This window comes from Streptomyces sp. NPDC054841 (assembly GCF_053611045.1).
Window position 1 is genome coordinate 1 of sequence record NZ_JBSGZO010000031.1, and the last position, 24,139, is coordinate 24,139.

21 protein-coding genes and 2 pseudogenes are annotated in these 24,139 nt (G+C 68.6%); 5 read left to right on the forward strand and 18 right to left on the reverse strand.

The genetic code is table 11. The features are described 5' to 3' along the window. Positions 1-475: LOG family protein (locus tag ACWGI8_RS07095; protein ID WP_453659097.1), on the forward strand; the 475-nt coding region annotated here is incomplete at its 5' end. 180 nt (positions 476-655) lie between these two features. Continuing rightward, the gene (locus ACWGI8_RS07100) at positions 656-1,588 is read left to right on the forward strand and encodes a hypothetical protein (RefSeq protein ID WP_453659098.1); all 933 of its coding nucleotides are present in this window, start codon (positions 656-658) and stop codon (positions 1,586-1,588) included. Positions 1,589-1,696: 108 nt separating this feature from the next. Here ACWGI8_RS07100 and ACWGI8_RS07105 read toward each other — a convergent pair whose 3' ends face one another. From ACWGI8_RS07105 to rlmN, 4 genes are all read right to left on the reverse strand, one after another. Beyond that, positions 1,697-2,734, reverse strand: coding sequence for an ABC transporter ATP-binding protein (locus ACWGI8_RS07105; protein ID WP_453659099.1), 1,038 nt, complete (start codon positions 2,732-2,734; stop codon positions 1,697-1,699). Continuing rightward, entirely contained in the window at positions 2,734-4,350 is a 1,617-nt protein-coding gene (locus ACWGI8_RS07110; RefSeq protein ID WP_453659100.1) for an ABC transporter permease, read from the reverse strand. Before ACWGI8_RS07110 ends, ACWGI8_RS07105 begins: the two co-directional genes overlap by 1 nt. A 92-nt stretch (positions 4,351-4,442) precedes the next feature. After that, complete coding sequence (locus ACWGI8_RS07115; RefSeq protein WP_453659101.1) at positions 4,443-5,543, reverse strand: thiamine ABC transporter substrate-binding protein; 1,101 nt, start codon at positions 5,541-5,543, stop codon at positions 4,443-4,445. A 329-nt stretch (positions 5,544-5,872) separates the two neighbouring features. Continuing rightward, on the reverse strand, positions 5,873-6,979 hold the full coding sequence (gene rlmN / locus ACWGI8_RS07120; protein ID WP_453659102.1) for a 23S rRNA (adenine(2503)-C(2))-methyltransferase RlmN: 1,107 nt from the start codon (positions 6,977-6,979) through the stop codon (positions 5,873-5,875). 269 nt (positions 6,980-7,248) lie between these two features. Between rlmN and ACWGI8_RS07125 the strand changes: the two genes are divergently transcribed. Beyond that, on the forward strand, positions 7,249-7,590 hold the full coding sequence (locus ACWGI8_RS07125) for a DUF6233 domain-containing protein (RefSeq protein WP_453659103.1): 342 nt from the start codon (positions 7,249-7,251) through the stop codon (positions 7,588-7,590). Positions 7,591-7,616: 26 nt separating this feature from the next. Further along, positions 7,617-7,829 carry a hypothetical protein gene (locus ACWGI8_RS07130; protein ID WP_453659104.1) on the forward strand — a complete coding sequence of 71 codons (213 nt, stop codon included), beginning with the start codon at positions 7,617-7,619 and terminating at the stop codon, positions 7,827-7,829. Positions 7,830-8,062: 233 nt separating this feature from the next. Here the strand turns inward: ACWGI8_RS07130 and ACWGI8_RS07135 are convergent, their stop codons facing one another. The 5 genes from ACWGI8_RS07135 to rpsB all read right to left on the reverse strand — a co-directional run bounded on the left by ACWGI8_RS07135 (position 8,063) and on the right by rpsB (position 12,646). Then, the gene (locus ACWGI8_RS07135; protein WP_453659105.1) at positions 8,063-9,169 is read right to left on the reverse strand and encodes a phosphatidate cytidylyltransferase; all 1,107 of its coding nucleotides are present in this window, start codon (positions 9,167-9,169) and stop codon (positions 8,063-8,065) included. Then, the gene (gene frr, locus ACWGI8_RS07140) at positions 9,169-9,726 is read right to left on the reverse strand and encodes a ribosome recycling factor (protein WP_453659106.1); all 558 of its coding nucleotides are present in this window, start codon (positions 9,724-9,726) and stop codon (positions 9,169-9,171) included. Before frr ends, ACWGI8_RS07135 begins: the two co-directional genes overlap by 1 nt. A gap of 155 nt (positions 9,727-9,881) precedes the next feature. Beyond that, on the reverse strand, positions 9,882-10,664 hold the full coding sequence (pyrH, locus tag ACWGI8_RS07145) for a UMP kinase (protein ID WP_453659107.1): 783 nt from the start codon (positions 10,662-10,664) through the stop codon (positions 9,882-9,884). Positions 10,665-10,822: 158 nt separating this feature from the next. After that, on the reverse strand, positions 10,823-11,659 hold the full coding sequence (tsf, locus tag ACWGI8_RS07150; protein ID WP_453659108.1) for a translation elongation factor Ts: 837 nt from the start codon (positions 11,657-11,659) through the stop codon (positions 10,823-10,825). Positions 11,660-11,755: 96 nt separating this feature from the next. Further along, entirely contained in the window at positions 11,756-12,646 is an 891-nt protein-coding gene (gene rpsB, locus ACWGI8_RS07155) for a 30S ribosomal protein S2 (RefSeq protein WP_451080820.1), read from the reverse strand. A 259-nt stretch (positions 12,647-12,905) separates the two neighbouring features. Between rpsB and ACWGI8_RS07160 the strand changes: the two are divergent. After that, positions 12,906-13,292: pseudogene (locus tag ACWGI8_RS07160) on the forward strand (peptidoglycan DD-metalloendopeptidase family protein); the annotation flags it as partial. Positions 13,293-13,755: 463 nt separating this feature from the next. Here ACWGI8_RS07160 and ACWGI8_RS07165 read toward each other — a convergent pair. The 9 genes and pseudogenes from ACWGI8_RS07165 to ACWGI8_RS07205 all read right to left on the reverse strand — a co-directional run bounded on the left by ACWGI8_RS07165 (position 13,756) and on the right by ACWGI8_RS07205 (position 23,282). Continuing rightward, positions 13,756-14,316, reverse strand: a complete 561-nt coding sequence (locus ACWGI8_RS07165) for a TetR/AcrR family transcriptional regulator (RefSeq protein ID WP_453659131.1) — start codon at positions 14,314-14,316, stop codon at positions 13,756-13,758. Positions 14,317-14,408: 92 nt separating this feature from the next. Beyond that, positions 14,409-15,245 carry an RNA polymerase sigma factor WhiG gene (gene whiG, locus ACWGI8_RS07170; RefSeq protein ID WP_453659109.1) on the reverse strand — a complete coding sequence of 279 codons (837 nt, stop codon included), beginning with the start codon at positions 15,243-15,245 and terminating at the stop codon, positions 14,409-14,411. A gap of 254 nt (positions 15,246-15,499) precedes the next feature. Next, positions 15,500-16,279: pseudogene (locus ACWGI8_RS07175) on the reverse strand (DNA-processing protein DprA); the annotation flags it as partial. 36 nt (positions 16,280-16,315) lie between these two features. Further along, a complete protein-coding gene (locus tag ACWGI8_RS07180) occupies positions 16,316-16,852 on the reverse strand; it encodes a hypothetical protein (protein ID WP_453659110.1) in 537 nt (178 codons plus the stop codon). Beyond that, on the reverse strand, positions 16,849-17,223 hold the full coding sequence (locus ACWGI8_RS07185; RefSeq protein ID WP_453659111.1) for a hypothetical protein: 375 nt from the start codon (positions 17,221-17,223) through the stop codon (positions 16,849-16,851). Before ACWGI8_RS07185 ends, ACWGI8_RS07180 begins: the two co-directional genes overlap by 4 nt. A 263-nt stretch (positions 17,224-17,486) precedes the next feature. Continuing rightward, positions 17,487-17,918, reverse strand: coding sequence for a hypothetical protein (locus ACWGI8_RS07190; RefSeq protein WP_453659112.1), 432 nt, complete (start codon positions 17,916-17,918; stop codon positions 17,487-17,489). Continuing rightward, a complete protein-coding gene (locus ACWGI8_RS07195) occupies positions 17,915-20,077 on the reverse strand; it encodes a hypothetical protein (RefSeq protein WP_453659113.1) in 2,163 nt (720 codons plus the stop codon). Before ACWGI8_RS07195 ends, ACWGI8_RS07190 begins: the two co-directional genes overlap by 4 nt. After that, on the reverse strand, positions 20,074-21,978 hold the full coding sequence (locus ACWGI8_RS07200) for a hypothetical protein (RefSeq protein WP_453659114.1): 1,905 nt from the start codon (positions 21,976-21,978) through the stop codon (positions 20,074-20,076). Before ACWGI8_RS07200 ends, ACWGI8_RS07195 begins: the two co-directional genes overlap by 4 nt. Continuing rightward, positions 21,975-23,282 (reverse strand): site-specific integrase, encoded by a 1,308-nt coding sequence (locus ACWGI8_RS07205; RefSeq protein ID WP_453659115.1) that lies wholly within the window; start codon positions 23,280-23,282, stop codon positions 21,975-21,977. The genes ACWGI8_RS07200 and ACWGI8_RS07205 overlap by 4 nt, the downstream gene beginning before the upstream one ends. Between the last annotated feature and the right edge of the window lie 857 nt (positions 23,283-24,139).

Below are 24,139 nucleotides of genomic sequence, written 5' to 3' on the forward strand. Positions count from 1 at the left end.
CGCCAAGGCCCCGTCGTTCACCCCGTCGGTCAGCGACTGGGCCTCCGTGGCCTTCGAGGTCCGTTCGCGCTGGCCGCACGGCGGCGACTCGGTCGGCATCCCGACCTGGTTCTACGGCCATGAGCCGCCGAACCCCTTCGCCGGCCACATCGCCAAGTACTTCGCCAACGCCATCCGCGAGGACGGTCTCCTCGCCCGCTGCAACGCGGGCGTCGTCTTCCTCCCCGGCGCGGCCGGCACGGTCCAGGAGATCTTCGACAACACGACCCCGAACTACTACGAGTCCCGCGGCGAACCCACCCCCATGGTCCTGGTGAACCGGTCCCACTGGACGGAGAAGCTTCCGGCCTGGCCGCTTCTGCAGTCGCTGGCCGCGGACCGGTCCATGGAGTCCCGGATCGCCCTGGTGGAGTCGGTGGACGAGGTGCCGGAGGCGCTGGCACGCCTGACGGAGGCCGCACGGCCGGCTGTCTGAGCGGCGGGCGTCCGAGAGGTCGTACACGTGGTCGTCCGCGCGGTCATCCGCGCGGTCGTCCACGTCGTCGTCCGCGAGGTCGTCCACGAGGGAAAAGCAACTTCCGCACCGAAACTCGCGTCTGGCAGTCGGAACGAACGGGACCGACCCACACCGACCCATACGTGAACGGAGCTTTCGGTGCTCATAGGACTGCTGACCGCGGTGGCGGCGTCGATCTGTTACGGCACAGGCTCGGTCCTGCAGGCCGTGGGATCGCGCAAGTCCGCCCGCCGGGAGGCCACCGCCGGTGTCACACAACACGGCGGGCCGAGTCTTTCCTCGACCGCCAAGGCGGCGATGACCTGGGAGTTCATCGTCGGCACGATCCTCGACTTCGTCGGGTTCGGGCTGGGCGCGCTGGCGGCGCGGCTGCTGCCGCTGTTCCTGTCGCAGACGGTGATCAGCGCCAACCTGGTGATCACGGCGGTGCTGAGCGTCAAGCTGCTCGGGATCCGGCTGAACCGCGCGGAGTGGACGTCGATCGCCGTGGTCTGCTCCGCCCTGGTGCTGCTGGCGACGGCGGCGGGCCCCGAGGGCAGCGGGCACACGCCGATCGCCACGCACTGGTGGCTGCTGGCGATTTCCCTGCTGCTGATGGTGGGCGGCACTGTCGTCGTACGCCTTCTGGGGTCGCGCGCGGCGATCCTGGCCGGTCTGCTGTCCGGGCTCGGGTTCGGCGCGCTGGGCGTCGGGGTGCGCGTACTGAACGGCATCGATCCGTTCGATCCGGGCGCCCTGCTGTCCGACCCCGCGCTCTACGCGATCCTCGTCGCCGGTATCGGCGGGATGTATCTGCACACGGTCGCCCTGCAGATCGGCTCCGTCAACGGCGCCACGGCGGCGCTGGTGGTCGGCGAGACCGTGCTGCCGGGCATGATCGGTGTGCTGTGGCTGGGAGACGCCTCGCGTCCCGGGTTCGCGTGGGCGGCGATCGTCGGGTTCGTCCTCGCCGTGTCGGGCGCGGTGGCGGTGGCGTGGTTCGGCGAACCGGAGGGACACGGCGCCGATGCAGTTCCGGAGCCTGCGGAGCCCCGTCGTCCGGAGCAACTCCCGAACCTGTCCGGCGTGTGAGACGGACGGACACGCCGGCCGACTGAGCAGCGGCGGCGACCCGTCAAGCCCGTCCGGGGTCCCACACGCCGCAGGGCTCAGCGGGAGTCCGAGGACGGGTACACCGGGTCACTCGGCGGCACCATCGACCGGGTCGAGGACCACCACATCCTCCGCGGCGAAGGCGACACCGACCGTCGTGCCCACCTCGGGCGCGTCCTTCAGGCCGCACTCCGCCTCCAGGGGCGGGCCGTCGGAGGGCCGCAGCCGTACCGCCACGTGATGCCCCCGGAAGGTGAGCGACTCGACCACGCAGCGCAGCCCGTCGTCCGCCGCCCCGAGCCGTACCGCAGCAGGACGGACCAGCAGCCGGCAAGCGCCCTGCGCGGAGCCGGCGGGGACGGGGATCCTGCCCCACACCGTGTCGGCGGCCTCGCCGGACACCGTCGCGGGCACCACGTTGTCGAAGCCGAGGAAGCGGGCGACGAACTCGGAGGCGGGACGCTGCCACACCTCACGCGGTGTGCCGCTCCGGGCGATGCGCCCGTCCCGCATGACGACGACCCGGTCGGCGAGCGCGAAGGCCTCGCCCTGGTCATGGGTGACGGCGAGCACGGTCGTACCCAGCTGACCGAAGAGCCCTCGGAGTTCGACGACGAGCCGTTCCCGGAGGGTACGGTCGAGCTGGCCGAGCGGCTCGTCGAGCATCAGCAGCCTGGGCCGTGGCGCGAGTGCCCGGGCGAGGGCGACGCGCTGCTGCTCACCGCCGGAGAGCGCGGCGACGGCACGTTCTCCGGCTCCCGGGAGCCCGACGAGTTCGAGCAACTCCGCCACGCGGCGGCGTTGTTCGTCCCTGGACACGCCGTGCATGCGCAGGCCGAACGCGACATTGCCGCCGACGTCGCGCTGCGGGAAGAGCTGATGGTCCTGGAACATCAGGCCGACTCCGCGCCGGTGCACCGGCACCCCGGCCTGGTCGGAGCCGCCGAGCAGGATGCGGCCGCCGTCCAGGGGCTGCAGTCCGGCGACGGCCCGCAGCAGGGTGGACTTGCCACTGCCGCTGGGGCCCAGGACGCACACGATCTCGTGGTCGGCGACCTCCAGGTCCACCGCGTCGAGCGCTGCCCGCCGCCCGAAGCGTACGGTCGCCTCCTCGAGTGCCAGCATCAGAACTCCTCCGAGGAACGGTCGGGACGGAGCCGGTCGAGCAGCAGCAGCGCCGCGGCGCAGACCAGCATGAGGATGGTCGAAAGAGCCATCGCCTGCCCGTAGTTGAGTTCGCCCGGGCGGCCGAGGAGCCGGGCCACGGCGACCGGCAGCGTCGGGTTGTCGGGCCGGGCGATGAAGACCGTCGCGCCGAACTCACCGAGCGAGACGGCGAAGGCGAAGCCCGCGGCGACGAGCAGAGCCCGGCGCACCATCGGCAGATCGACCTCGCGCCAGGCTCGCAGCGGCGAGGCGCCGAGGACGGCCGCCGCTTCACGCAGCCGCACATCGACGGCCCGCAGCACCGGCAGCATGGTCCGCACCACGAACGGCACACCCACCAGGGCCTGGGCCAGCGGTACCAGGATCCACGTGGTGCGCAGGTCGAGCGGTGGCTCGTCGAGGGTGATCAGGAAGCCGAAGCCGACGGTGACGGCGGAGATCCCGAGGGGCAGCATGAGCAGCGTGTCGAAGCCCCGGACCAGCCGGCCCGCCTTCCGGGTGAGTGCCGCGGCCGCGAGACCGCCGATCAGCAGGGCGATGGCGGTGGCGGCGAGCGCGTACTGGAGGGAGTTCCACACGGCCTCCAGCGGCGGTACGAGGAAGGTGCCGCCGCTCGCCTCCGCGGACCGTAGTGCCTGGTAGAAGTCGAAGCCGTATCCGCCGGGCCCGTCGAACGAGCGCTCGACCAGCACGCCCAGCGGCGCGATGATCAGCAGAGCGACCGTCACCAGGACTCCGGCGAGCAGCGCCCACTGACCCGTGCCGCGCGGCCGGTGCGCCGTGCGTGCCGGATCGACGAGCCGCAGCGCCGTCTCCCGCCGCCGTACCGTCCAGGCGTGCACGGCGAGGATCGCGCCGACCGCCGCGAACTGCACCAGGGTCAGCACGGCGGCCGTCGACAGGTCCAGGACCTGCGCCGTCTGCCGGTAGATCTCCACTTCGAGTGTGGAGTACGCCGGTCCGCCGAGGATCTGCACGACACCGAAGGAGGTGAAGGTGAAGAGGAAGACCATCAGCGCAGCGGCGGCGACGGCCGGGGTCAGCGCGGGGAGGGTGACGCGCCGCCAGGCTGCGAGGCGGCTTGCTCCGAGGACCCGTGCCGCCTCCTCCTGGCGCGGGTCGAGCTGTGACCACAGACCGCCCACGGTCCGTACGACGACGGCGTAGTTGAAGAAGACATGGGCGAGGAGGATCGCCCAGACGGTCGTGTCGAGGCGTACGCCCCACCGTTCGTCGAGCAGCCCGCCGCGGCCGAGCAGGGCCAGGAACGCGGTGCCGACGACGACGGTCGGCAGGACGAACGGCACGGTGACGACCGCGCGGAGCAGTTGCTTCCCGGGGAAGTCGAAGCGGGCGAATACATACGCGCCGGGGAGCGCGATCAGCAGCGTGAGCCCGGTGGAGGCGAGCGCCTGCCACGTGGTGAACCAGAGGACTTCGAGAATGTCCGGCCGGCCGAGCACGTCGCCGATACGGCCGAACTGCCAGACGCCCCGCACCTGGAGCCCGCGGCCGACGATCGCGGTCACGGGGTAGGCGAAGAAGACGGCGAAGAACGCGACGGGCACGGCCATCAGGGCGAGCCGCGTCGCGTTCCCGCGCAGTGACGCACTCCCGCGCGGGGATGCGTTCCCGCGCGGGGGTACCTTCCCGCGCTGTGGTTCGCCTACTTCAGGACGAGCGAGGACCACGACTGGATCCACTGGTCACGGTTGTCGGCGATCTTCTCCGGCGCCATGGTCTGCGGCTTGGCGATCGCCTCACCGAACTCGGTGAACAGCGGCGGCAGCTTGGCGTCTTCGGTCACCGGGTTCACGAACATGTTGAGCGGCATGTCCTCCTGGAACTTCTTGCTGATGAGGAAGTCCAGCAGGGCCTTGCCCCCGGCCTCGTTCTTCGCGCCCTTGAGAAGGCCGGCGGCCTCTGTCTGGCGGAAGCAGGTGCCGGTGGAGACTCCGGTCGGCGCCTCCTTGGGCTGCGGCTTGGCGAAGAGCACCTCGACCGGCGGGCTGGAGGCGTACGAGACGACGAGCGGCCGGTCGCCCTTGGCCGCCTTGCCGCCGGCGGAGCCGGAGAACTCCTGGTTGTAGGCGAGTTCCCAGCTGTCGACGACCTTCACGCCGTTCGCCTTCAGCTTCTTCCAGTAGTCCTGCCAGCCCTTGTCCCCGTACACGGCGGCGGTGCCGAGGAGGAAGCCGAGACCGGGCGAGGAGCGCTCGGCGTTCTCGACGACGAGGAGGTTCTTGTAGGCGGGCTTCGCCAGGTCGTCGAGGGTCTGCGGCGGCGCGAGCTTCTTGTCGGCGAAGTACTTCTTGTCGTAGTTGACGCAGATGTCGCCGGTGTCGATGGGAGTGACCCGGTGCTCGTCCCTGTCGAGCTGCACGGCCTCGGGTATCCGGTCCAGGCCCTTGGCCTCGTACGGTGTGAAGAGGTCGTTGTCGAGGGCCCGGGACAGCGTGGTGTTGTCGACGCCGAAGAACACGTCGCCCTGCGGAGAGCCCTTGGTGAGGATCTCCTTGTTGAGCGCCTCGACGGCGTCACCGCTCTTCAGCACCTTGACCGTGTAGCCGGTCTGCTGGGTGAACTCCTTGAGCACCGCGGGGGAGGCGGTGAAGGAGTCGTGGCTGACGAGCGTCACGGTCTTGGAGCCGCTGCCGGATCCCGAGCCGGCGGACGTGTCCTTGGACTTTCCTCCGCAGGCCGCGAGCGTGCTGACGCCCAGGGCCGCGGCCAGCGCGATGACCGTGACCTTCTTGGTGGTGCTCACTGAGATTCCTCCTGGGTTTGACCAGGAAGAGACGCGGCCCTGCCCGGTCCTCTGATTCCTGGATCAGGAGCCGGGCAGGGCGCAACAGCTTGAGTCTCGTCCGAACTTCCTACCCGGAATGACCCGGGCGAGGTTCAGAGGGTCTGCGGTCTGACGGACACCGCACTCTCAGCGCTGTGGCGCTCCCCTGTCGGAATATGCAAATGCTCGAGCCCAGATTACATGCGCCCATTTTCCATGGGCCTTGCGGATACCTGGGCCGTTCCGGATGCACGGGCCTTTCCGGACACCGGGGCCCTTCCTGATACCCGGCCCCTTCCGGTGGGCTGCTAGCGCTCGGAGGCGGCGAGCTGCCCGCACGCCCCGTCGATCTCCTGGCCCCGGGTGTCACGGACGGTCACGGGCACCCCATGGGCGGCGATCGCCTCGACGAACGCCTTCTCGTCCTCGGGGCGGGAGGCCGTCCACTTCGACCCCGGCGTCGGGTTGAGCGGGATGAGATTGACATGCACCCGCTTGCCCTTGAGCAGCCTGCCGAGCAGGTCACCACGCCACGCCTGGTCGTTGATGTCACGGATCAGGGCGTACTCGATGGAGATACGGCGACCGGACTTCTCCGCGTACTCCCAGGCGGCGTCCAGCACCTCCCGCACCTTCCAGCGCGTGTTGACCGGGACGAGGGTGTCGCGCAGCTCGTCGTCCGGCGCGTGCAGCGAGACGGCGAGACGGCATTTGAAGCCCTCGTCGGCGAACCGCTGCATCGCCGGGACCAGGCCGACGGTGGAGACGGTGATCCCTCGCTGTGAGATACCGAGGCCGTCCGGCTCGGGGTCGGTGAGGCGGCGGATGGCTCCGACGACCCGCTTGTAGTTGGCGAGCGGCTCGCCCATCCCCATGAACACGATGTTGCTGAGGCGGGCCGGTCCTCCCGGCACCTCTCCGTCGCGCAGGGCCCGCATGCCGTCGACGATCTGGTGGACGATCTCCGCGGTGGACAGATTGCGGTCGAGCCCGGCCTGGCCGGTGGCGCAGAACGGGCAGTTCATACCGCACCCGGCCTGCGAGGAGATGCACATCGTGACCCGGTCCGGGTAGCGCATCAGGACCGACTCGACGAGCGTCCCGTCATGCAGCCGCCACAGCGTCTTACGGGTCGTGTCGTCGTCACAGGAGATGTGCCGGACGACGGACATCAGATCGGGCAGCAGCTCCGAGGCGAGCCGCTCGCGCGCGGCGGCGGGGATGTCGGTCCACTGGGCGGGGTCGTGGGCGTACCTCGCGAAGTAGTGCTGCGACAACTGCTTGGCGCGGAACGGCTTCTCGCCGATCGCGGCGACGGCCTCCTTGCGCTCGGCGGGCGTGAGGTCGGCAAGGTGCCGCGGGGGCTTCTTGGCTCCGCGGGGGGCGACGAAAGTGAGTTCTCCGGGCTTGGGCATGGTTCATCCAGTGTCGCAGACGGAATCCGGTGCCCTGCGGGCCTTGTCGCCCTGGGTGGGCGTCGCCGGTCGTCGCCGGTCAGTGCGGGGCACCTTCGGACGGCCCGCAGGCGGCCCCGCGCGGTAGGCATTCTCGCTGGCCGGCGCGGCAACGAGGGGACACAGGTACGCCCGGCTGCCGCACCCTGTGGCCTCGTGGACGACAGCACCCTCCCTCGCTCAGGCAGGGCGCTGTCACCAGAGCCACACCTGGATCTAGAATCGAACTTGTGTCCGAGAAAGTGTCCCGCCTGGAGCGCCTGCGCAGTGTCCGCGAGTGGCTGGTCTGGCAGCTGCGCCGTACTGACGAGACCATCGCGGATCTGGAGCGGCAGGAAGTAGCAGCCGCACGCGCGGCGCGGACGCTGCCGCCGCCTCAACCTGGGTGGAAACTCGCGATGCGACGGTCAGGCGGCAAGCCCTCCCCCGACGCCGTCCACACGAGCCACTGCGGCATGGCCGGTAACCACACGAAGCCGCTGGCACGCGAGCAGGCCCTCCGCGCGATCACTGAAGACGGCATCGCAGCCTGCCCGTACTGCCGGCCCGACACCGACCTCGGTGTGCTGTGAACCGCGAACCGGCGCAGCCTGGAGACATGGGCACCGCACCGATCGTCGTGCATCGCGCAGCCGGCACCGGCGGCCGCCGGGTGGAGATCCGCGCCCAGCTCGCAGGCCTGGCCCGCAGCGACGCCGACCTGGTCGAGTTCCTGCGACGCGCAGGCCTGCCGGACGCCTGGGAGCTGCTGGACGATCCGCACTGGGTGGAATGGCAGGGCGGGCGATCACACGAGTACGGCGTGGGCTGATCGCGCCGCGGGACGTTCTTCCGCCCATTTCGGGAAGGCGACTCGGGCGTCCTTCGTGTCGATCCCGCGTGTCGATCCCGCCGGACGACGGGACGCACATGGAGGAGAAGGCCCGCCGGAAGCAGATCGCAGAGATACGGAGAGGGGCTCGCGTCCTGTGGACAACGAGCCCCTCGACCAGAAAAGCCCAGCTCAGCCTGGTTCCGCATGGCACCAGCACGCCGGACGGCTCGTCAGCCGGTCCCTACGAACACGACAAACAGCAGCCAGACCACCGGCGCGGTCGGCAGCAGAGAATCCAGCCGGTCCATGATGCCGCCGTGGCCGGGCAGCAACGTGCCCATGTCCTTGATGCCGAGGTCCCGCTTGATCATCGACTCGCCCAGGTCGCCCAGGGTGGCACTGGCCGCGACCGCGAGGCCGAGCAGCACGCCCTGCCACCAGGTGCCGCCGTCGATGAGGAGCGGCATGCAGACCGCGCCCGCCGCCATGCCGAACGTCACCGCTCCGATCAGGCCCTCACGGGTCTTCCCGGGGCTGATGCGCGGCGCGAGCTTGTGCTTACCGAAGCGCCAGCCGATCGCGTACGCGCCGGTGTCGCTGACCACGGTCAGCAGCAGGAAGGTGAAGACCCGCTGCGGCCCGTCGCCGGCGGTGAGCATCATCGCGACGAACGTGGCGAGGAACGGCACGTAGAACGCGGCGAAAACGCCCGCCGTGACGTCCTTGAGATAGCCCTCGGGAGGTTCGGTCATCCGCCAGACCAGCACGGCCAGTGCGGTGAGCGCCATGGCGACCCACGCACCCTCCGCGCCCCGCACATAGCCGGCCACGACCATCGCCGCCCCGCCCACCGCGAGCGGCACCAGGGGCGCCTTGATCCCCTTGCGCTCCTGGAGGCGGGAGGTGAGCTCCCACAGGCCGACGACGACTGCGACGGCGATCACGCCGACGAACACGGCCTTGACGATGAACAGCGATGTGATGATCACCGCGCCGAGCCCCACGCCGACCCCTATGGCGGCACGCAGATCGCGGCCTGCACGCTTCTTCGGCGGCGGCTGCGAGGGCTGGGAAGCCGCAGGCGGCGGAGGGGTGGACATGGGCTCCTGCGGCATCTCGTCGCGGAACGGGGGGCCACTCAGCGGAGCGGCCCCCCGGTCCCGGTCATCGCGGTCTTCTGCGTCTCTACCTGCGTCGGGATCGCCGGGCACGATAGGCATGGGCCGAGTCTGCTGGGCGACATGCTCATCGTATGCGGGACCCGCCGGGGCAGCCCCCTGGTCGGGCGGGCCCCAGTAGCCGGCGCTCGTCGGGGCCCCCCAGGAAGAGTCGTTCATCAGACCTCGAGCAGCTCGGCTTCCTTGTGCTTCAGCAGCTCGTCCACCTGCGCGACGTACTTCGCGGTGGTGTCGTCGAGCTCCTTCTCCGCACGGCGGCCCTCGTCCTCGCCGACCTCGCCGTCCTTGATCAGCTTGTCGATGGCTTCCTTGGCCTTGCGGCGCACGGAGCGGATCGAGATCTTGGCGTCCTCGCCCTTGCCCTTGGCGACCTTGATGTACTCCTTGCGGCGCTCCTCGGTCAGCTCGGGGAACACCACCCGGATGATGTTGCCGTCGTTGCTCGGGTTGACACCCAGGTCCGAGTCCCGGATCGCCTGCTCGATGTTGCGCAGCGCGCTCTTGTCGAACGGGGTCACCACGGCCATCCGCGGCTCGGGCACCGAGAACGAGGCCAGCTGGTTGATCGGCGTCAGTGCACCGTAGTAGTCGGCCACGATCTTGTTGAACATCGCCGGGTGCGCACGCCCGGTGCGGATCGCGGCGAAGTCCTCCTTGGCGACCACGACGGCCTTCTCCATCTTCTCCTCGGCCTCGAGGAGGGTCTCTTCGATCACCACTTGCTCCTGCGTGTCTTGAGTAGGCCCGGCGTGTACGCGCGACTTGTCCGCGTTACGAGTACGAGCCCGGCGAAACTTGGCGGCGCGTCTTCCCCTGCACGGTGTCCGACCGGCAGGGCTTTGTCCATCCCCTCACGGGGCGGTGCCCCGGGTCAGACCCGGGTGCCCTGGTCGCTCACGAGCGTGCCGATCTTCTCACCCCGGACCGCCCGCGCGATATTGCCCGGGGCAAGCAGTTCGAAGACGAGGATGGGCAGATCGTTGTCGCGGCAAAGGGTGATGGCGGTGGCGTCGGCGACCTTGAGGTTGCGGGTGAGCACCTCGCCGTACTCCAGCGCATCGAACTTCACGGCGTCCGGATTGGCCTTCGGGTCGGAGTCGTAGACCCCGTCGACACCGTTCTTGCCCATGAGCAGGGCCTCGGCGTCGATCTCCAGGGCGCGCTGGGCCGCGGTGGTGTCGGTGGAGAAGTAGGGCATGCCCATACCGGCACCGAAGATGACGACGCGGCCCTTCTCCAGATGGCGCACGGCACGCAGCGGAATGTACGGCTCCGCGACCTGCCCCATGGTGATGGCGGTCTGGACGCGGGAGTCGATGCCCTCCTTCTCCAGGAAGTCCTGGAGCGCGAGGCAGTTCATGACCGTGCCGAGCATGCCCATGTAGTCGGAGCGGGCCCGGTCCATGCCGCGCACCTGGAGCTCGGCGCCGCGGAAGAAGTTGCCACCGCCGATGACGATCGCGATCTCTGCGCCGTCACGGACGACCGCGGCGATCTCCCGTGCGATGGCGTGTACGACGTCGGGGTCGACGCCCAAGCCGGTGCCGCCGGAGAACGCCTCTCCGGACAGCTTCAGCATGAAGCGGCCGGCTTTCTTGCCGGTGTGGTCGCTTTTGTCGTCGGCGCCCAGATTGGCGTCCGCGCCCTTTTTCATGGAGATCTCCTCGTGCACATACGAAGAAGGCCATTGCCGGTGGGTGCTCGTGTCCCTGCGGCAATGGCCTCCTCGTCAGATCTGCGGTCGTCCGGCGTCTACGCGGCCGACGACTGCTGAGAAACCCTAGCGGGCTCCCGTGTCGATCGCGTACCGGCTCAGATGCCGACCTTGATGCGCGAGAAGCGCTTCAGGCTGACACCGGCCTCGTCCAGGATCTGCTGGACGGACTTCTTGTTGTCGAGCGCGTACGGCTGACCGAGGAGGGTGGCCTCCTTGAAGAAGCCGTTGACGCGGCCCTCGACGATCTTCGGGAGCGCGGCCTCGGGCTTGCCCTCGGCGCGCGTGGTCTCCTCGGCGACACGACGCTCGGACTCGACGACCTCGGCCGGGACGTCCTCGCGGGAGAGGTACTTCGGCGCGAAGGCGGCGATGTGCTGCGCGACGCCCTTGGCGATCTCCGCGACCGGCTTGTCGAGCTCGACGAGAACACCGATCTGCGGGGGCAGGTCGGGCATGGTGCGGTGCATGTACGCCGTGACGTAAGCACCGGAGAACTGCGCGAAGCGGTCCAGGACGATCTTCTCGCCGAGGTTGGCGTTGGCCTCGTCGACGTACGCCTGGACGGTCTTGCCGGCCTCGATCTCGGAGGCGAGCAGCGCCTCGATGTCGGCCGGGTTCGTCGCGGCGACGTGGGCGGCGAGCGCGTTGGCAACGGCCTGGAACTTCTCGCCCTTGGCGACGAAGTCCGTCTCGCACTTCAGCTCGAGGATGACACCGGAGGTGTTGTCGTCGGCGATCAGGGAGACGACGGCACCGTTCTCGGCAGAACGGCCCTCGCGCTTGGCGACGCCCTTCTGGCCCTTGATGCGCAGCGCCTCGACGGCCTTGTCGACGTTGCCGTCGGCCTCGTCGAGCGCCTTCTTGCAGTCCATCATGCCCGCGCCGGTGAGCTCGCGGAGCTTCTTAACGTCAGCGGCGGTGTAGTTCGCCATGTCTGTGAATCTCTCTGAAGTCGAAGAGTCGAACGATCTACGGGTCAACGGCGGGGGCTTCATGGGCCCCCGCCGTCAGCATCCGAACCTGTGGTGTCAGGCCTGCTCGGCGTCCGCGGCCGGAGCCTCGGCAGCAGCCTCGGCCGGGGCCTCGGCAGCGGCCTCAGCCGGCTTCTCGGCCTCGGCGGCCGGGGTCTCGTCGGCCTTCTTCTCGCCCTCGAGCAGGTCGCGCTCCCACTCGGCCAGCGGCTCGCCCGCGGCCTTGTCGCCCGGCTTCGAGTCACCGGTGGCGACGCCGGAGCGGGCGATGAGGCCCTCGGCGACGGCGTCGGCGATCACACGGGTGAGCAGCGTGACGGAGCGGATCGCGTCGTCGTTGCCCGGGATCTTGTAGTCGACCTCGTCGGGGTCGCAGTTGGTGTCGAGGATCGCGACGACCGGGATGTGGAGCTTGCGCGCCTCACCGACGGCGATGTGCTCCTTCTTGGTGTCGACGATCCAGACGGCGCTCGGCACCTTCTGCATCTCGCGGATACCACCGAGGGTCTTCTCCAGCTTGGCCTTCTCGCGGGAGAGGACCAGGAGCTCCTTCTTGGTGAGGCCGGAGGCGGCCACGTCCTCGAAGTCGATCGCCTCGAGCTCCTTCAGACGCTGAAGGCGCTTGTAGACGGTGGAGAAGTTGGTGAGCATGCCGCCGAGCCAGCGCTGGTTGACGTAGGGCATGCCGACGCGGGTCGCCTGCTCGGCGATGGCCTCCTGCGCCTGCTTCTTGGTGCCGACGAACATGATGGAGCCGCCGTGCGCGACGGTCTCCTTGACGAACTCGTAGGCGCGGTCGATGTACGACAGCGACTGGAGCAGGTCGATGATGTAGATGCCGTTGCGCTCGGTGAAGATGAAGCGCTTCATCTTCGGGTTCCAGCGACGGGTCTGGTGACCGAAGTGGACGCCGCTCTCCAGCAGCTCCCGCATCGTGACGACGGCCATGGCCGTATCTCCTTGAGTTTCTCGGTTATGTCCTGACGCCCCGACGCGCCGTGCCACGAGGGACCGAGGAGCGCGGCCACCGACCGAGGATGAGGGTGGTGGCGGGGCGTGCGAAGTCGACCCGGTGACCCGGATCGCCAGAAGAAGTGTACGGGACCGGCGCGGTGCCGGGTGACGGCGCTGTCCACAACCGGCCGGTTGTCCACAGATCCGGACCATGATCAGCGCGGTCGGGGCGGGATGCGGGACGGTCTGCGCCATGAATCGCGTACGAGTCGTGACGATCGCGCTGGCGGCGTCGCTGCTGGTGTTGCTCCCCGGAGGGGTGGCATGGGCAGGGGTCTGGCCGGTGGGCCCGCCGCGCCCTGCGGTGGCGCGGGGCTGGGAGCCGCCGGCCACTCCGTACGGGCGGGGCCACCGCGGGGTGGATCTGGTGGCGCCGCCGGGTACGGAGATCCGGGCTGCGGCTCCGGGCCGGGTGTCTTTCGCGGGGCCGGTGGCGGGGCGTGGGGTCCTGTCGATCACGTTGACGGGCACCGGCGAGCCTCCCCTGCGCACCACGTACGAGCCGGTCCGGCCCATGGTCCGCCCGGGCACCGAGGTGACCGCAGGTCAAGTGGTCGCCGTCCTGACGGAAGGCCCCTCCCACTGCCCGCAGGGGTGTCTGCACTGGGGCCTGCGCCGCGGTGAGGAGTACCTCGACCCGCTGTCGCTGCTGCCCCCGTCGGCCCTCCGGCGCGGCCCGTCCCGGCTGCTCCCTGTCTTCGGCGTCCCGGTCCCGCCCTCGGGGCGGGCGTCCCCGGCGTCGAAGCGGACCCCGGAACCACGGCCTGCGGTCGCGACGGCGGACGGCACGTCGCGGGCAGGCGCGGACTGTTTCCAGGCGCTGGCCCTGGCCGCGGCGGCGGTCTGGTCGTACAGCGCGCTGCGGCGCAGGTGCCGACGGGACCGACAGGACCGACAGGACCTACGGAACCGACAGGACCGGCGCCTGCGGGGCGACGCATACGGGGCGACAGGCGCGGGGAGCCTTCCCTTCCGGGCGCCGCGCCGGGGCACGGTGCGGGCCTGCCCGGGCCCCGGCGGCATGGGTTCGGCCGCCGGTGAGCTCAGTCCCCGCGGACGCCCCGGAGCGCCATCGACACCGCGGCCTCGGCGATCACGGCCGGGGTCTCGGCCGCGCCGAGCTCGATGCGGCGGACCGCCGCGTCCACGACTCCCTGGAGGAGCATCGCGGCCAGCCGGGGCTGCTGGTGGCCCAGCTCCCCGAGGGCCTCAACGATCATCGCGACGAGGCCGCCGTGCGCGGCGCGGATCTTCTCCCGGGCCCCGGCGTCCAGCTCGCTCGCGGAGATCGCGACCACGGCGCGGTGCCGTCGGTCACCGACCAGTTCGAGCTGCTGCCGTACATACGCCTCGACCTTGCCTTCGGGCGTCCCCGCCTGCTCCATGGCGGCTTCGACCTCGGCGGCCCAGACCGGGAAGTCGACGGCGCAGAGCTCCTCGACAACAGCGGCGCGGGAGCGGAAGTACTCGTACACGGAGGACCGGGCGAGGCCCGTGCGCTCGGCGAGGGCGGGGAAGGTCAGCGCTTCCGTACCGCCTTCGGACAGCAGGGAACGCGCGGCATCCAGCAGGGCGCCGCGCTGCATGGTCCGGTGCTCGGCCACGGAGGCCGCTCGAATCCTGGGCACGGGTCCACTTTAAGGCCGTGGCCGTCGATGAGGACGGGGCAGGGACGATTCGGCCGGACCGCCACGTGTCACCTGCCGACGTCTGCCAGCTTTGCCCTGAGCTGCAGCACCGACTTGGTGTGGATCTGGCTGACTCTGCTCTCGGTGACGCCGAGGACGTTGCCGATCTCGGCGAGGGTGAGGCCCTCGTAGTAGTAGAGCGTGACGACCGTCTTCTCGCGGTCGGGGAGCGTGTTGATGGCGCGGGCGAGGAGACGGCGCAGCTCCCGGTCCTCGGCGACCTCGACGGGGTTGTCGGCGGCGGTGTCCTCCAGCGTGTCCATCAGGCTGAGCCGGTCGCCGCCCTCGCCGCCTACGTGCAGCAGCTCTTCCAGGGCCACGACGTTCGCCAGGGACAACTGGCTGAAAACGGAGTGCAGTTCCTCGAGCGAGATGCCCATTTCCGAGGCGACCTCGCCCTCGGAGGGGGTGCGCCGCAGCTGGGCCTCCAGTGTGGCGTAGGCGCGCTCGACGGCGCGCGCCTTCTGGCGCACGGAGCGGGGGATCCAGTCCAGGGCCCGCAGTTCGTCGATCATGGCACCCCGGATGCGGGTGATCGCATAGGTCTCGAACTTGATGGACCGCTCGATGTCGAACTTCTCGATGGCGTCGATGAGGCCGAAGACCCCGGAGGAGACGAAGTCCGCCTGCTCGACGTTGGACGGCAGACCGACGCTCACCCGGCCCGCGACGTACTTCACCAGCGGCGAGTAGTGCAGGATCAGCTGCTCCCGCAACCGTCCGTCACCCGTGGCCTTGTACGACCGCCACAACTCTTCGAGCGACGAGGGCGCGGGCGGCCGCACGGTGCCACGGGCAGCGGGTGGCACTGCCGCGCGGTCAGACCCGGACGTGTGCTGGGGCATGCGTTGCCTTGAGCCGTTCTGCTGTGGGGTGTGAAGGGACGGGTGTCTCGTCGGATGGCTGGGTGGGGAACCTGGTGAGCGTAGCGTGACTGGAGTATTGCGGTGCGCGAACAGCGGCGTATCGCGCACATGCGGGTAGGTACCGTCGGCCACACCTTCGAACGCGGGCCGACGCCGTACGCGTCGGTCCTCCCGGTGTCACCGAGTGAGCGGCGAGGGTCATCGGTGTCACCTTTTCACCCGATTGCGCCAGGTCAAGCACCGCCTCGCCGTGCGTTCGACCCCTGTATCGCGGGTGGCGCCAACTGCCAGCCGTCACCGTGTCGTTCGACGAAGCCCAGTGAGTGCAGTTCGTACAGCCTGGCGAGCGCCTCGTCAGCAGTCGTCCCCGCCCTTCGGGCGATGTCCCCCTTGCCGAGCACGCCCTGGGCGGGGAGACATTCCAGGATCCGGGTGCACGCGGGTCCTAGGAGGTCCCGGGGAAGCACCGGGCCGTGGCGCGCCGGGGAGAGGTCGCCGATGTCACCCACGAGCTCGGCCACTTCGTCGGCGTCGGTGACCAGCACACCCTCTCCGCGCAGCAGTTCATGCACGCCGGCCGAGAGTCCGCTGGTCACCGGGCCGGGAACGCCCATGGTGAAGCGGCCGAGACGCACTGCACTGCGCGCGGTGACCAGGGAACCGCTCCGGTACTCGGCTTCGACGACGACCGTGCCGCGGGTGAGGGCGGCGATCACACGGTTCCGCAGGACGAATCTGCTGCGCGTCGGATGAGCGCCGGGCGGCAACTCTCCGATCACCAGCCCCTGTTCCACGATGCGGCCGATCAACTCGGCGTGGGCACGGGGATAGGCGACGTCGACTCCGCAGGCCAGCACCGCGACGGTCGCTCCACCGGCGGCCAGAGCTCCTCGATGCGCGGCGCCGTCGACGCCGTGGGTTCTTCCGCCAGTGCACTTGGGGACGTCGTGAACTATCCAGGCAGCGTGTGCCCAGGTCAACGTAGGCATCCTGGCCGCAAGTGACGCAACAGATGTGTTGCGATGCCAGCTGGCCCCGCGAGCAGTACTTCAGCGCTCCAGAGTCAGAATCCACCAGCCAAGACGGGTGGGTGTCGCACGGATGTGCTGGCGAAACTCTCCCCGTGTCAGCATGTTCTGGCTTGGGGTGTTGTGCATGTGAACTTTGGCGAAGACGTTGATCGTCGCGCTTTCCGGTTCAGAGTCCAGGACGTCGTGGAGCGCGTCAGTCAGCACTTCGTCAGCGAACTTGCCGCCCTTGTGGCGATGACGGACCGCGATGCCGAGCATGACGAGGAGCCTGCTCGGTTCCCCGTCCGGTGGGACGAACTCAGGAGGCTGGTCAGCGAGCCGTGCATGCGTGTAGGCGGCAGCGATTCCCTCGGCTTCTTCCGCGATCCGGAAGCGCTGGCCAAGGTGGCTGGACTCGTTCGTGTCGGCCCAGACCTCCTTGTGGAAGTACTTCTGGACTTCCAGTTCCCAGGAATAGGCCCGGTTCTTCGGAGGCCGCTTCAGCGCGCATGTGAACGCCTCCAGCGCCTTGGCGTCACGTTGCTTGTTCGCGATCTTCCAGACGACAGAGGTCACGGGCGAGGAGGCAGCTTCCGGGTCGGACGGTCGGGTGCATGAAGCGCCTTAGTGAGCTTGCGAGCCTCCGCCGACGTCATGGGCGCCTTGACCTGTTCGATCAGCGATGGCCTGGGCCTCTTGGCCGCTGGCTTCTTCAGAACCTTCTTCACCGTCACCCGAGCGCCAACCACTCCCTTGGCGACGCTGGCATTAGCCAGCTTCGCGCCCTTGACGCTGGCCTTTCGGTTCCGTCGGCCAGCTTCGGTCAGCAGCGCCATGTTGGTCTTGCCGGTCTTGGTTGTGTGCCAGACCATCGACTTCGAGGCGCGACGAACTGACCCGGCGATGGCCTTCGCCTGGTTCGTCTCATCGTTCGATCGCGCCTTCACTGCTCCAGAGTATCGAGCTCCCCCAAAAGCAGGACAGCGTTCACGCCAGATGCGGCAGGGGCCAGACTTTGACGGCCAGCTTTCCGCGTTCCCTAAGGCATAACGGTGCGGTTGCCTCTCCCGCGATCGGCAGCGGCCTGAACGTAGGCGCCACCCACATGGGACCGCCTGTTCGATTCTCCCTTCGCGGCAGGCTCCTGGAAGCGAGGGTAAGAGCCGCAGCGAGTCCGATATGCCGAGAGTGTGTCCCTCTGTGTCCCTGCTCAGGGCAAGGACTGACGGCGTCGTGGGAGCGTCCTGATCTTCGCGGCATCGGCATCCCGTCCTGAGAGCGCCGCGTGCTCCAGCGCAAGCTCGTTGAGAGCCGTCGCGTAGATCTCCAGTCGGCCCTCAAGGTGGCGGCAGTACTGACGGAGCTCAGCGTGCCGCCGCTTAAGTTCCTCGTAGTCGTCGGCGGACCGCGCTGCCGTTGTCCGCTTGGCCTCGGCGTGTGCGACCTCGACCCGGAACAGGTCCTTGAGGTCGGTGTGCTGGTGGGTGAGGTGCCAGCGCTTGACGTCGGCCTCGACTGCGAGCTGGGTGACGTTCAGGCGCCCGTTGGAGCGATGTGGGGTGCCGGCGAGAAGGCGGTTGATGGCGGCGATGATGTCGCGGCGGACGGGGTCGGTCTCGCCGTCGAGGGGAAGGACGGTCATGGCTGGGCTCCGCGCTGGTGCTCTTCGATGATCACGCGGAGCCGGTCGAGTTCGTGTCGCTCGCGCGCGTGACGAATGCGTGGGGCGATTGGGTCCTCGACGATCTCGACGAGATCGTCCACCCGTTCTTGGATGACCGCGGTGTCGCGGTCGGTGCGGGCGAGGCACTGGCAGCGGGGCCGGCAGTCGTCGGTGTCGGGGGTGACCATGGGATCGTCCGCCGAGCCTCTGAGCTGGCAGGCCGCGACGGCCGGGTTGAGGACGCAGGTCATGCCCTCGCCGTGGTGGATCTGCAGGAGCGGGTTGCCGAGCATGTCACGGGCATGCCGTTCACTGTTCAGGACACGGCCGGCGAACTCGCGGTTGGCCGCTTGGACGCGGTATCGGTAGGCGTCGGCTGCAGGTCCGCTGACGTGCTCACCTGCAAGGAGTCGTCGTTCGTCCTCGGCAATGCCTTCCATGCGGAAGAGCCAGTCCTCGAATGCGTAGTCGTCCAGGAATCCGGCCTCGTAGGACCCCGCGTATCCCTGAAGCATCCGGGTGTACGTATGCCCGTACTGAATCGATGCGGCGATCAGGCCGCGGGGCTTGCGCCGGATGAACCAGGCCAGCGTCCGCCGGAAGCGGCTGGGTGCGATCGCTCCGGCGGCGTCTGCGGGGATGTGGTCTTTGCGGCCCATCTGCTGGCAGCGCTCATTCACCCAGGCGGTGAACTTCGCCAGGTCGTCGGCGATGATGCGGTCTGCGCGGGCTTCACCGCGGCGCTTGGGCTCCTTGCCGGGGGCGATCTTGATCGGCTTAAGCCGGTTCGGAAAGAGCAGATGGCTCTCATGTAGCCGTTCCAGGACAGCGGCGGCGTGCGCGACGAGCTCGATGACCACCCAGGGTTCCTCCCGGACGGTGCCTTCCGGGATCTTGTTGCCGTCCTCGTCCTCAGCGCCCTTGAAGTAGAGCCCTTCCATCAACCACAGGCCCGTGTCCTTGTCCAAGTTGACGCAGCCGCGCCGCAGGTTGAGGACCTCCCCGACCCGGGCCCCGGAGAGATAGGCGACGATAACGAAGCAGGCCGTGCTCAGCAGCCGGGCCATCTGCGGGGCCTGAGCGAACATGATCCGGGGATGCCAAGGCTGTCCGTCCAGCTCGGCGGTGATCGGAGAATCTAGCTGGATCCCGTCCCCAATCGGCAGCCCCGATTCCTTGATCAGGCGGCCGGAGGTGGTGAATTGGTATGAGGCCGCGCAGTTCAGCAGCGCGCCGATGTGACGCCAGGCCGGCTCCAGGGTTCCGTCGTCCCGGCGTGTGCCGGGCAGGCTCTCCCCCTGTGTGCGGAGCTTGTCGAGGTAGGCGATGACGTCGGCCTGCAGTTCGCCCGATTGCCGGCGGCGTCGTTTCCCGCGGGTGTGTTCCGGGCGCCGGGCCAACAGAGTCCGGTGTTCGTCCCAGGCCGCCAGGATGTCCTCGCCGAAGTCCTCGACGAAGCGGACCGCCCATCGCAGGAGGGCCTGCATGGTGTGCTCGCTGATCCTCTTCGTGCGGTTCTCTCCGTCACCCCGGGGGCGTTCAAGCAGGTCTTGCGTGTCCTCGCCGTCCCAGGGGGGCGCCTCGGGAAGCCGCAGGTAGAACGGCAGGATGCTGCGGTGGATCCAGAGCCGTCGGACTTCGGTGATGCGGCGGTAGCGCTTGTGCGTGGAGACCTCGTCGTCGTCGAGGGCGTCCAGGTAGTTCCAGAGCATCTCGTTGGTGACCTGGCAGAACTCGGTGATCCCCTGGCCGGCGAACCACTTCAGGACATGCTGCAGGGCCCCGTAGAAGAACACCTCGATCGTGTGAACCGACATCCGGCCCGTCGCCGAGTGACGCATGGTGCGGGCCTTGGGGTGGTTGATCAACTGCCAGAGGTAGAACTTCGCGGCCAGCCGTAACGGCTCGGGGATCACCTCGAAGTTGATGGTCTGGGACCGTGCGTGGTCCTCGAAGATCGCCGGGTTCAGGTCCCATCGATTGTCGGCGAAGCGGGACAGCCGGGACGCGTCGACATCGCTCCTGATCTGGCGGCTCATCAGGACGATCGTGTCCGGGCCAGGCCAGATGGTGCCGTCCGGGAGTCCTTCAGGCAGTTCGGCCGGCTCGTCGTGCGTGATCGGGGCGGGGGACGTCATCGGATGTCGAGCTCCCTGTTCAGCAAGCGGTCCGCGAGCGCGTGTTCGGCTGGCCCGGCACCCTTGCGGGCATCCTCGACGGCGGCGGCGTCGTGCTCGTCCAGCAGGTCGGCCAGTTGGGCGTGTGGCCCAGCGAACCGCTGGGCCCACCGCAGTGTGTCCATCTGGTCGCGCCTCTCGGCGAGCCGGTCGTGGACAACCACCTGCAACGGGAGGTGCCGGGGCAGGGCTCTGGCGCATTCACAGTCCAGGCAGAGCAGGAACGAGGCCCGGCAGGGCTCCCCCGGCGGCGTGTAGGGACCGTTGTTGTTGTCGGTGCAGGCAGCCAGCACCGTGTCCAGTTCACCGGCGAGCATCCGCTTGAGCACAACCGGCTCCAGGCCCATCTCGGCCGCAGCCTTTTCGACGTCGTCCCGAGCGTGGGCGACCTCTTCAGCCGTCATAGTGGCGATCTTGGAGCGGACTCGTGCCTTGGCGACCTCGCTGGTCAGCGTCTCGGCGACGACCTTGCGATATTCGTTGATGTTGCCGCGGTTGCGAAGCAGGTAGCGGGTGGCCGCGGTCCGCTCGGTGTGCGCAACCGGCTTTTGGTGGAGCTCGATGTAGGTCATCCGCAGCGTCTCCAGCCGCAGCGGCTGCATGGGCAGTGGCTGCCCTTCGTCGTCCACATCGTCCGAGCGAAGATCCCAGGACCTGCCGAGCTTGCTGACCAGCGCTCCGTTCGTGGGGATCGGGCGCCATCCGCGGCCCTTGCTGCTGCGGCCACCGCCCCTGGACATATAGGCGACCAGAAGGCGGTTCCCGCCGGCGAAGTGCCGGGCCCTGGCGGTCAAGTCGTGGACCAGCAAGTAGAGGCCGAACGGCGTGTGCAGGACGTCCCGGCTGGACAGTTGGTCGGGCTGTTCCGGGATGCTGATCCAGTCCGGGACCTCCGACAGTGCAAGATCCATGAAGGCCCGGCTCTGACGACGTGGCTTGCGCAGGCCGACGATCGCCGTGCCCTGCCCCGTGCCGCCATCGGCCCGGTGGTGGGCTGCCGTCATCTTCAAGATCGGCTCCGGGTTCTGGCCCGTCATGACGCCGAGCAGGACTGCGGCGGCCGCGATCTCCTCCGGCATGAGGTTGAGCCATCCGACGACGTCCCGGAGCTTGCCCTTCGAGGCCACCCAGGTCTCGGGGGCGTACTGCATCTTCCCTGCGGTGTTGCGCATGCGGCGGGGGACGTCTCCGACGCGGTCCAGGTGGTCAAGGATCTGCAGCCGGCGACGCAAGTGGACATCGGTGCTGACGTCGAGGTCCCCTGCGCGGAACTGCTCCAGCAACTCGCGATTGCTGCGGATGCGCGTGTCCGCAGCACGCAGGGTCTTCCTGGCGGCCTCCGCGATCCTTTTGAGCTCTGCTCGGCTGTAGCTGTGGGCAGGCTCGCTCTCCGGCCGGGGAGGCATCACCCCGGCAAGCCGGCCTGCGAGGGCGTCACTGATGCCCTTCGTGCGAAGCAGCAGCAGCCGCAGTTCCGCCAGCTCGCCACGGACCGACTTGATGCCCTTCGCCCGGCGGTGCTCAAGGAACCCGTCGAAGTGATCGGGGTCGACCTCGGGCGGGCTCTGCGGGGCCGTCGCCAGCCTCGCGAGGTAACCGTCGAAGGTCACCAATGCCCTGTAGGGCTTCTCGAAGGAGTGGTGGGAGGTCAGGCCCGCTCCCGGCTCGGTGCGAGCGACCAGCGCTGCGATCATCGCCTCGCGGAGAGCCTCGGGCATGGTCAGCACCGACACGTCCAAGTCGCTGCGCTCCTCGCCGTCCTGGCTGTAGCAACGGACGATCGGGCGGCCGTCCTCGGCGGTCATCAATCCGTGCCGCGTCCTGGGCCCGTCCGGCAGCGCGGCCCGTCGCCCACGGCTCATCGCGCCACCACCAGTGGATCGGTGCGGACCCACGGATGTTCGGCGAAGACATCGGCCATGAAGGCCTCGACGGGGAAGCCGTCGGCGTGTGCCAGCAGCGTTTCCACCTCCAGCGTCCGGAAGGGCTCCAGGTAGACCTCTTTGGTCGTTTCGACGCTGCGGTGCCCCAGCATCGTCTGGACTAGGTGCCAGGTGTTGCCGATCTCCTCGCGGAAGTCGCGCTGTTCGTCCGCCGTCAGGTGGCCCAGCCGGGCGTACTTGATCATCTTGCCGATCGCGTACCACCTCAGTGCGAAGCTGTGCCGCAGCATGTGGGCGGTGCAGCTGAAGTTCTCCAGGCCCAGCGACTCGATCCGCTCGTTCGCTGTGTTAAAGGTGTGCTCCCAGCCTCCGGGATCGCGCGGCAGGCCGTCCTCGTTCAACCACAAGGCCACCGGTTCCAGGCCCTGGTCGGTCCGGCGGAAGAGGCGAAGCCGGATTTCCGGGCCGACGTCGTTCCACTGCTCTCGCCTGGAGCCGCCGTCGGGCGACGTCATGGTCACCGAGTGCGTGCCGTGTGTGGCCAGCACGATGCGCTTGTCCGCGACCCGCTCGTAACGGCCGGTGGCCTGGGCCCGGCGGACCGCCGCCGCTCGGGCGCCTTCGACATAGCCGAGCACTCCGCGCAGAGCGGCCCGCGGCATCCAGTACTTGTGCCCGTAGCCACCCTTCGCGCATGCATCGGCGAGCTCACAGGTGTAGAAGCCCCTCCGCCGGTCGTAGGCGGGCAGCTCGGGCAGCACCACGCTGGCCCACTCCGAGACACGCAGGCCGTTCCCGTAGAGGCCGTCGCAGAACGCTCGGTCCCGCTGTTCATTGCGGCCCTTCCACCACGGATCAGGGCGCCCTCTGAGGTCAAATCCCCGGATCCCCAGGTCACACCATCGCCTGTATCCCCCGGGGTCGAGCCATTTGACGTCCGCGTGCCGAACGATGCGGGGTTGCTCCATGTCGGCGAACGGGTCAGCCACCCCGAAGCGTGCGGCCAGCTTGTAGAACTTCTTCAGGCCGGCGAGGTCCCGAGCGAAGGTCCCGGTCTCCACCCGCTCCTCGTTCGCGGGATCGGTGACCCGCCAGAACAAGAACTCCGTCGCCGCCTCATCGTCGGCATCCCACCAGTTCGTGCCCGCCGTGAGCAGGTAGTTCAGCCACACCAGCAGCGAGTACGTGTAGTCCCGCTGCGTGCGCCAAGCCATCGTCCGCCACTTCGCCGAGGCCAGGCACCAGTTCACCCTCAGATCAGGCCGGCCATCCGGACCGATCATGAACCGGTGTCCGTCCCTTTCATCCAGGACGCCCGCCCGGGCGGCACGGTCCGGCAAGACTCCCCCGAGCAACGCGGCCACGGCGTCCGCCGTGCGACTCGCGTCGTACCTATGCAACTGCCAACACCGGGCACTCGGCTCCAACTCCGCCATATGGATGACAACGAGCCCCGGCAGCAACAGTCACTCGATGCAGAATGCTGGAGCTCGTTGGCCGCCGCGTGCGTGGAAGTGTCCATTGGGATCGAGATGGGTCATGCAACTTCGGCATGACCTCGTCAGGAATGTCGCCAAGGCCTTCCAGCGGTTCGCCGGTCGCCGTCGAGCCCGCAGAAGAACCTTCTGTGTATTTGCCGCAACCGAGGCCTCGATCTGGATGTTCTCCGGCAGGCGCGCCCCTTCGGCGGAAAATGCGCGGAATTGTTCAGCCCGTTCTCCTTGAAGAATGACAACGATGTCGGGGACAGTGTGAGAAGACGCGACGAATGTGCCTCGTGGGCACCCGACTCTCCGCATCGCGAGAGATAGCCCGACCCGCGTCCCCACGCGAAAGACCTCGACATCCACTGCCGAACGTGAAGGGACAAAGGTCGGGCTTTCGCGTCCCCGCCCAGCCATCGCTTCTCCCGAGGGGAGGTGACACACAGAGATGAATAATTCACCCTGGGTGAGTTTCTGGGAGATGGTGCGCCGAGTACTCGTTTACGCCTTGACAAGCCCCATACGAGTACTCGGCGCGACCCTTCTCATTGCGGCAATCTCAATCGCGATCTACCTGGTAGCCCCGCAGATCTGCGATCTCGTCAAGGCGTTCAGCCACGACGTCATCGTTGATCTCGCGAATGGCATAGCCAAGG

What these genes read in the sequence shown, in the direction of transcription:
- tsf (WP_453659108.1), bottom strand. Translation starts at nt 11,659, where the DNA reads ATGGCGAACTACACCGCCGCTGACGTTAAGAAGCTCCGCGAGCTCACC.
- ACWGI8_RS07190 (WP_453659112.1), bottom strand. Translation starts at nt 17,918, where the DNA reads ATGACCGTCCTTCCCCTCGACGGCGAGACCGACCCCGTCCGCCGCGAC.
- ACWGI8_RS07110 (WP_453659100.1), bottom strand. Translation starts at nt 4,350, where the DNA reads ATGGCCGTGCCCGTCGCGTTCTTCGCCGTCTTCTTCGCCTACCCCGTG.
- rlmN (WP_453659102.1), bottom strand. Translation starts at nt 6,979, where the DNA reads ATGCCCAAGCCCGGAGAACTCACTTTCGTCGCCCCCCGCGGAGCCAAG.
- ACWGI8_RS07130 (WP_453659104.1), top strand. Translation starts at nt 7,617, where the DNA reads ATGGGCACCGCACCGATCGTCGTGCATCGCGCAGCCGGCACCGGCGGC.
- ACWGI8_RS07135 (WP_453659105.1), bottom strand. Translation starts at nt 9,169, where the DNA reads ATGAACGACTCTTCCTGGGGGGCCCCGACGAGCGCCGGCTACTGGGGC.
- ACWGI8_RS07200 (WP_453659114.1), bottom strand. Translation starts at nt 21,978, where the DNA reads ATGAGCCGTGGGCGACGGGCCGCGCTGCCGGACGGGCCCAGGACGCGG.
- whiG (WP_453659109.1), bottom strand. Translation starts at nt 15,245, where the DNA reads ATGCCCCAGCACACGTCCGGGTCTGACCGCGCGGCAGTGCCACCCGCT.
- pyrH (WP_453659107.1), bottom strand. Translation starts at nt 10,664, where the DNA reads ATGAAAAAGGGCGCGGACGCCAATCTGGGCGCCGACGACAAAAGCGAC.
- ACWGI8_RS07205 (WP_453659115.1), bottom strand. Translation starts at nt 23,282, where the DNA reads ATGATCGGTCCGGATGGCCGGCCTGATCTGAGGGTGAACTGGTGCCTG.
- ACWGI8_RS07195 (WP_453659113.1), bottom strand. Translation starts at nt 20,077, where the DNA reads ATGACGTCCCCCGCCCCGATCACGCACGACGAGCCGGCCGAACTGCCT.
- ACWGI8_RS07105 (WP_453659099.1), bottom strand. Translation starts at nt 2,734, where the DNA reads ATGCTGGCACTCGAGGAGGCGACCGTACGCTTCGGGCGGCGGGCAGCG.
- rpsB (WP_451080820.1), bottom strand. Translation starts at nt 12,646, where the DNA reads ATGGCCGTCGTCACGATGCGGGAGCTGCTGGAGAGCGGCGTCCACTTC.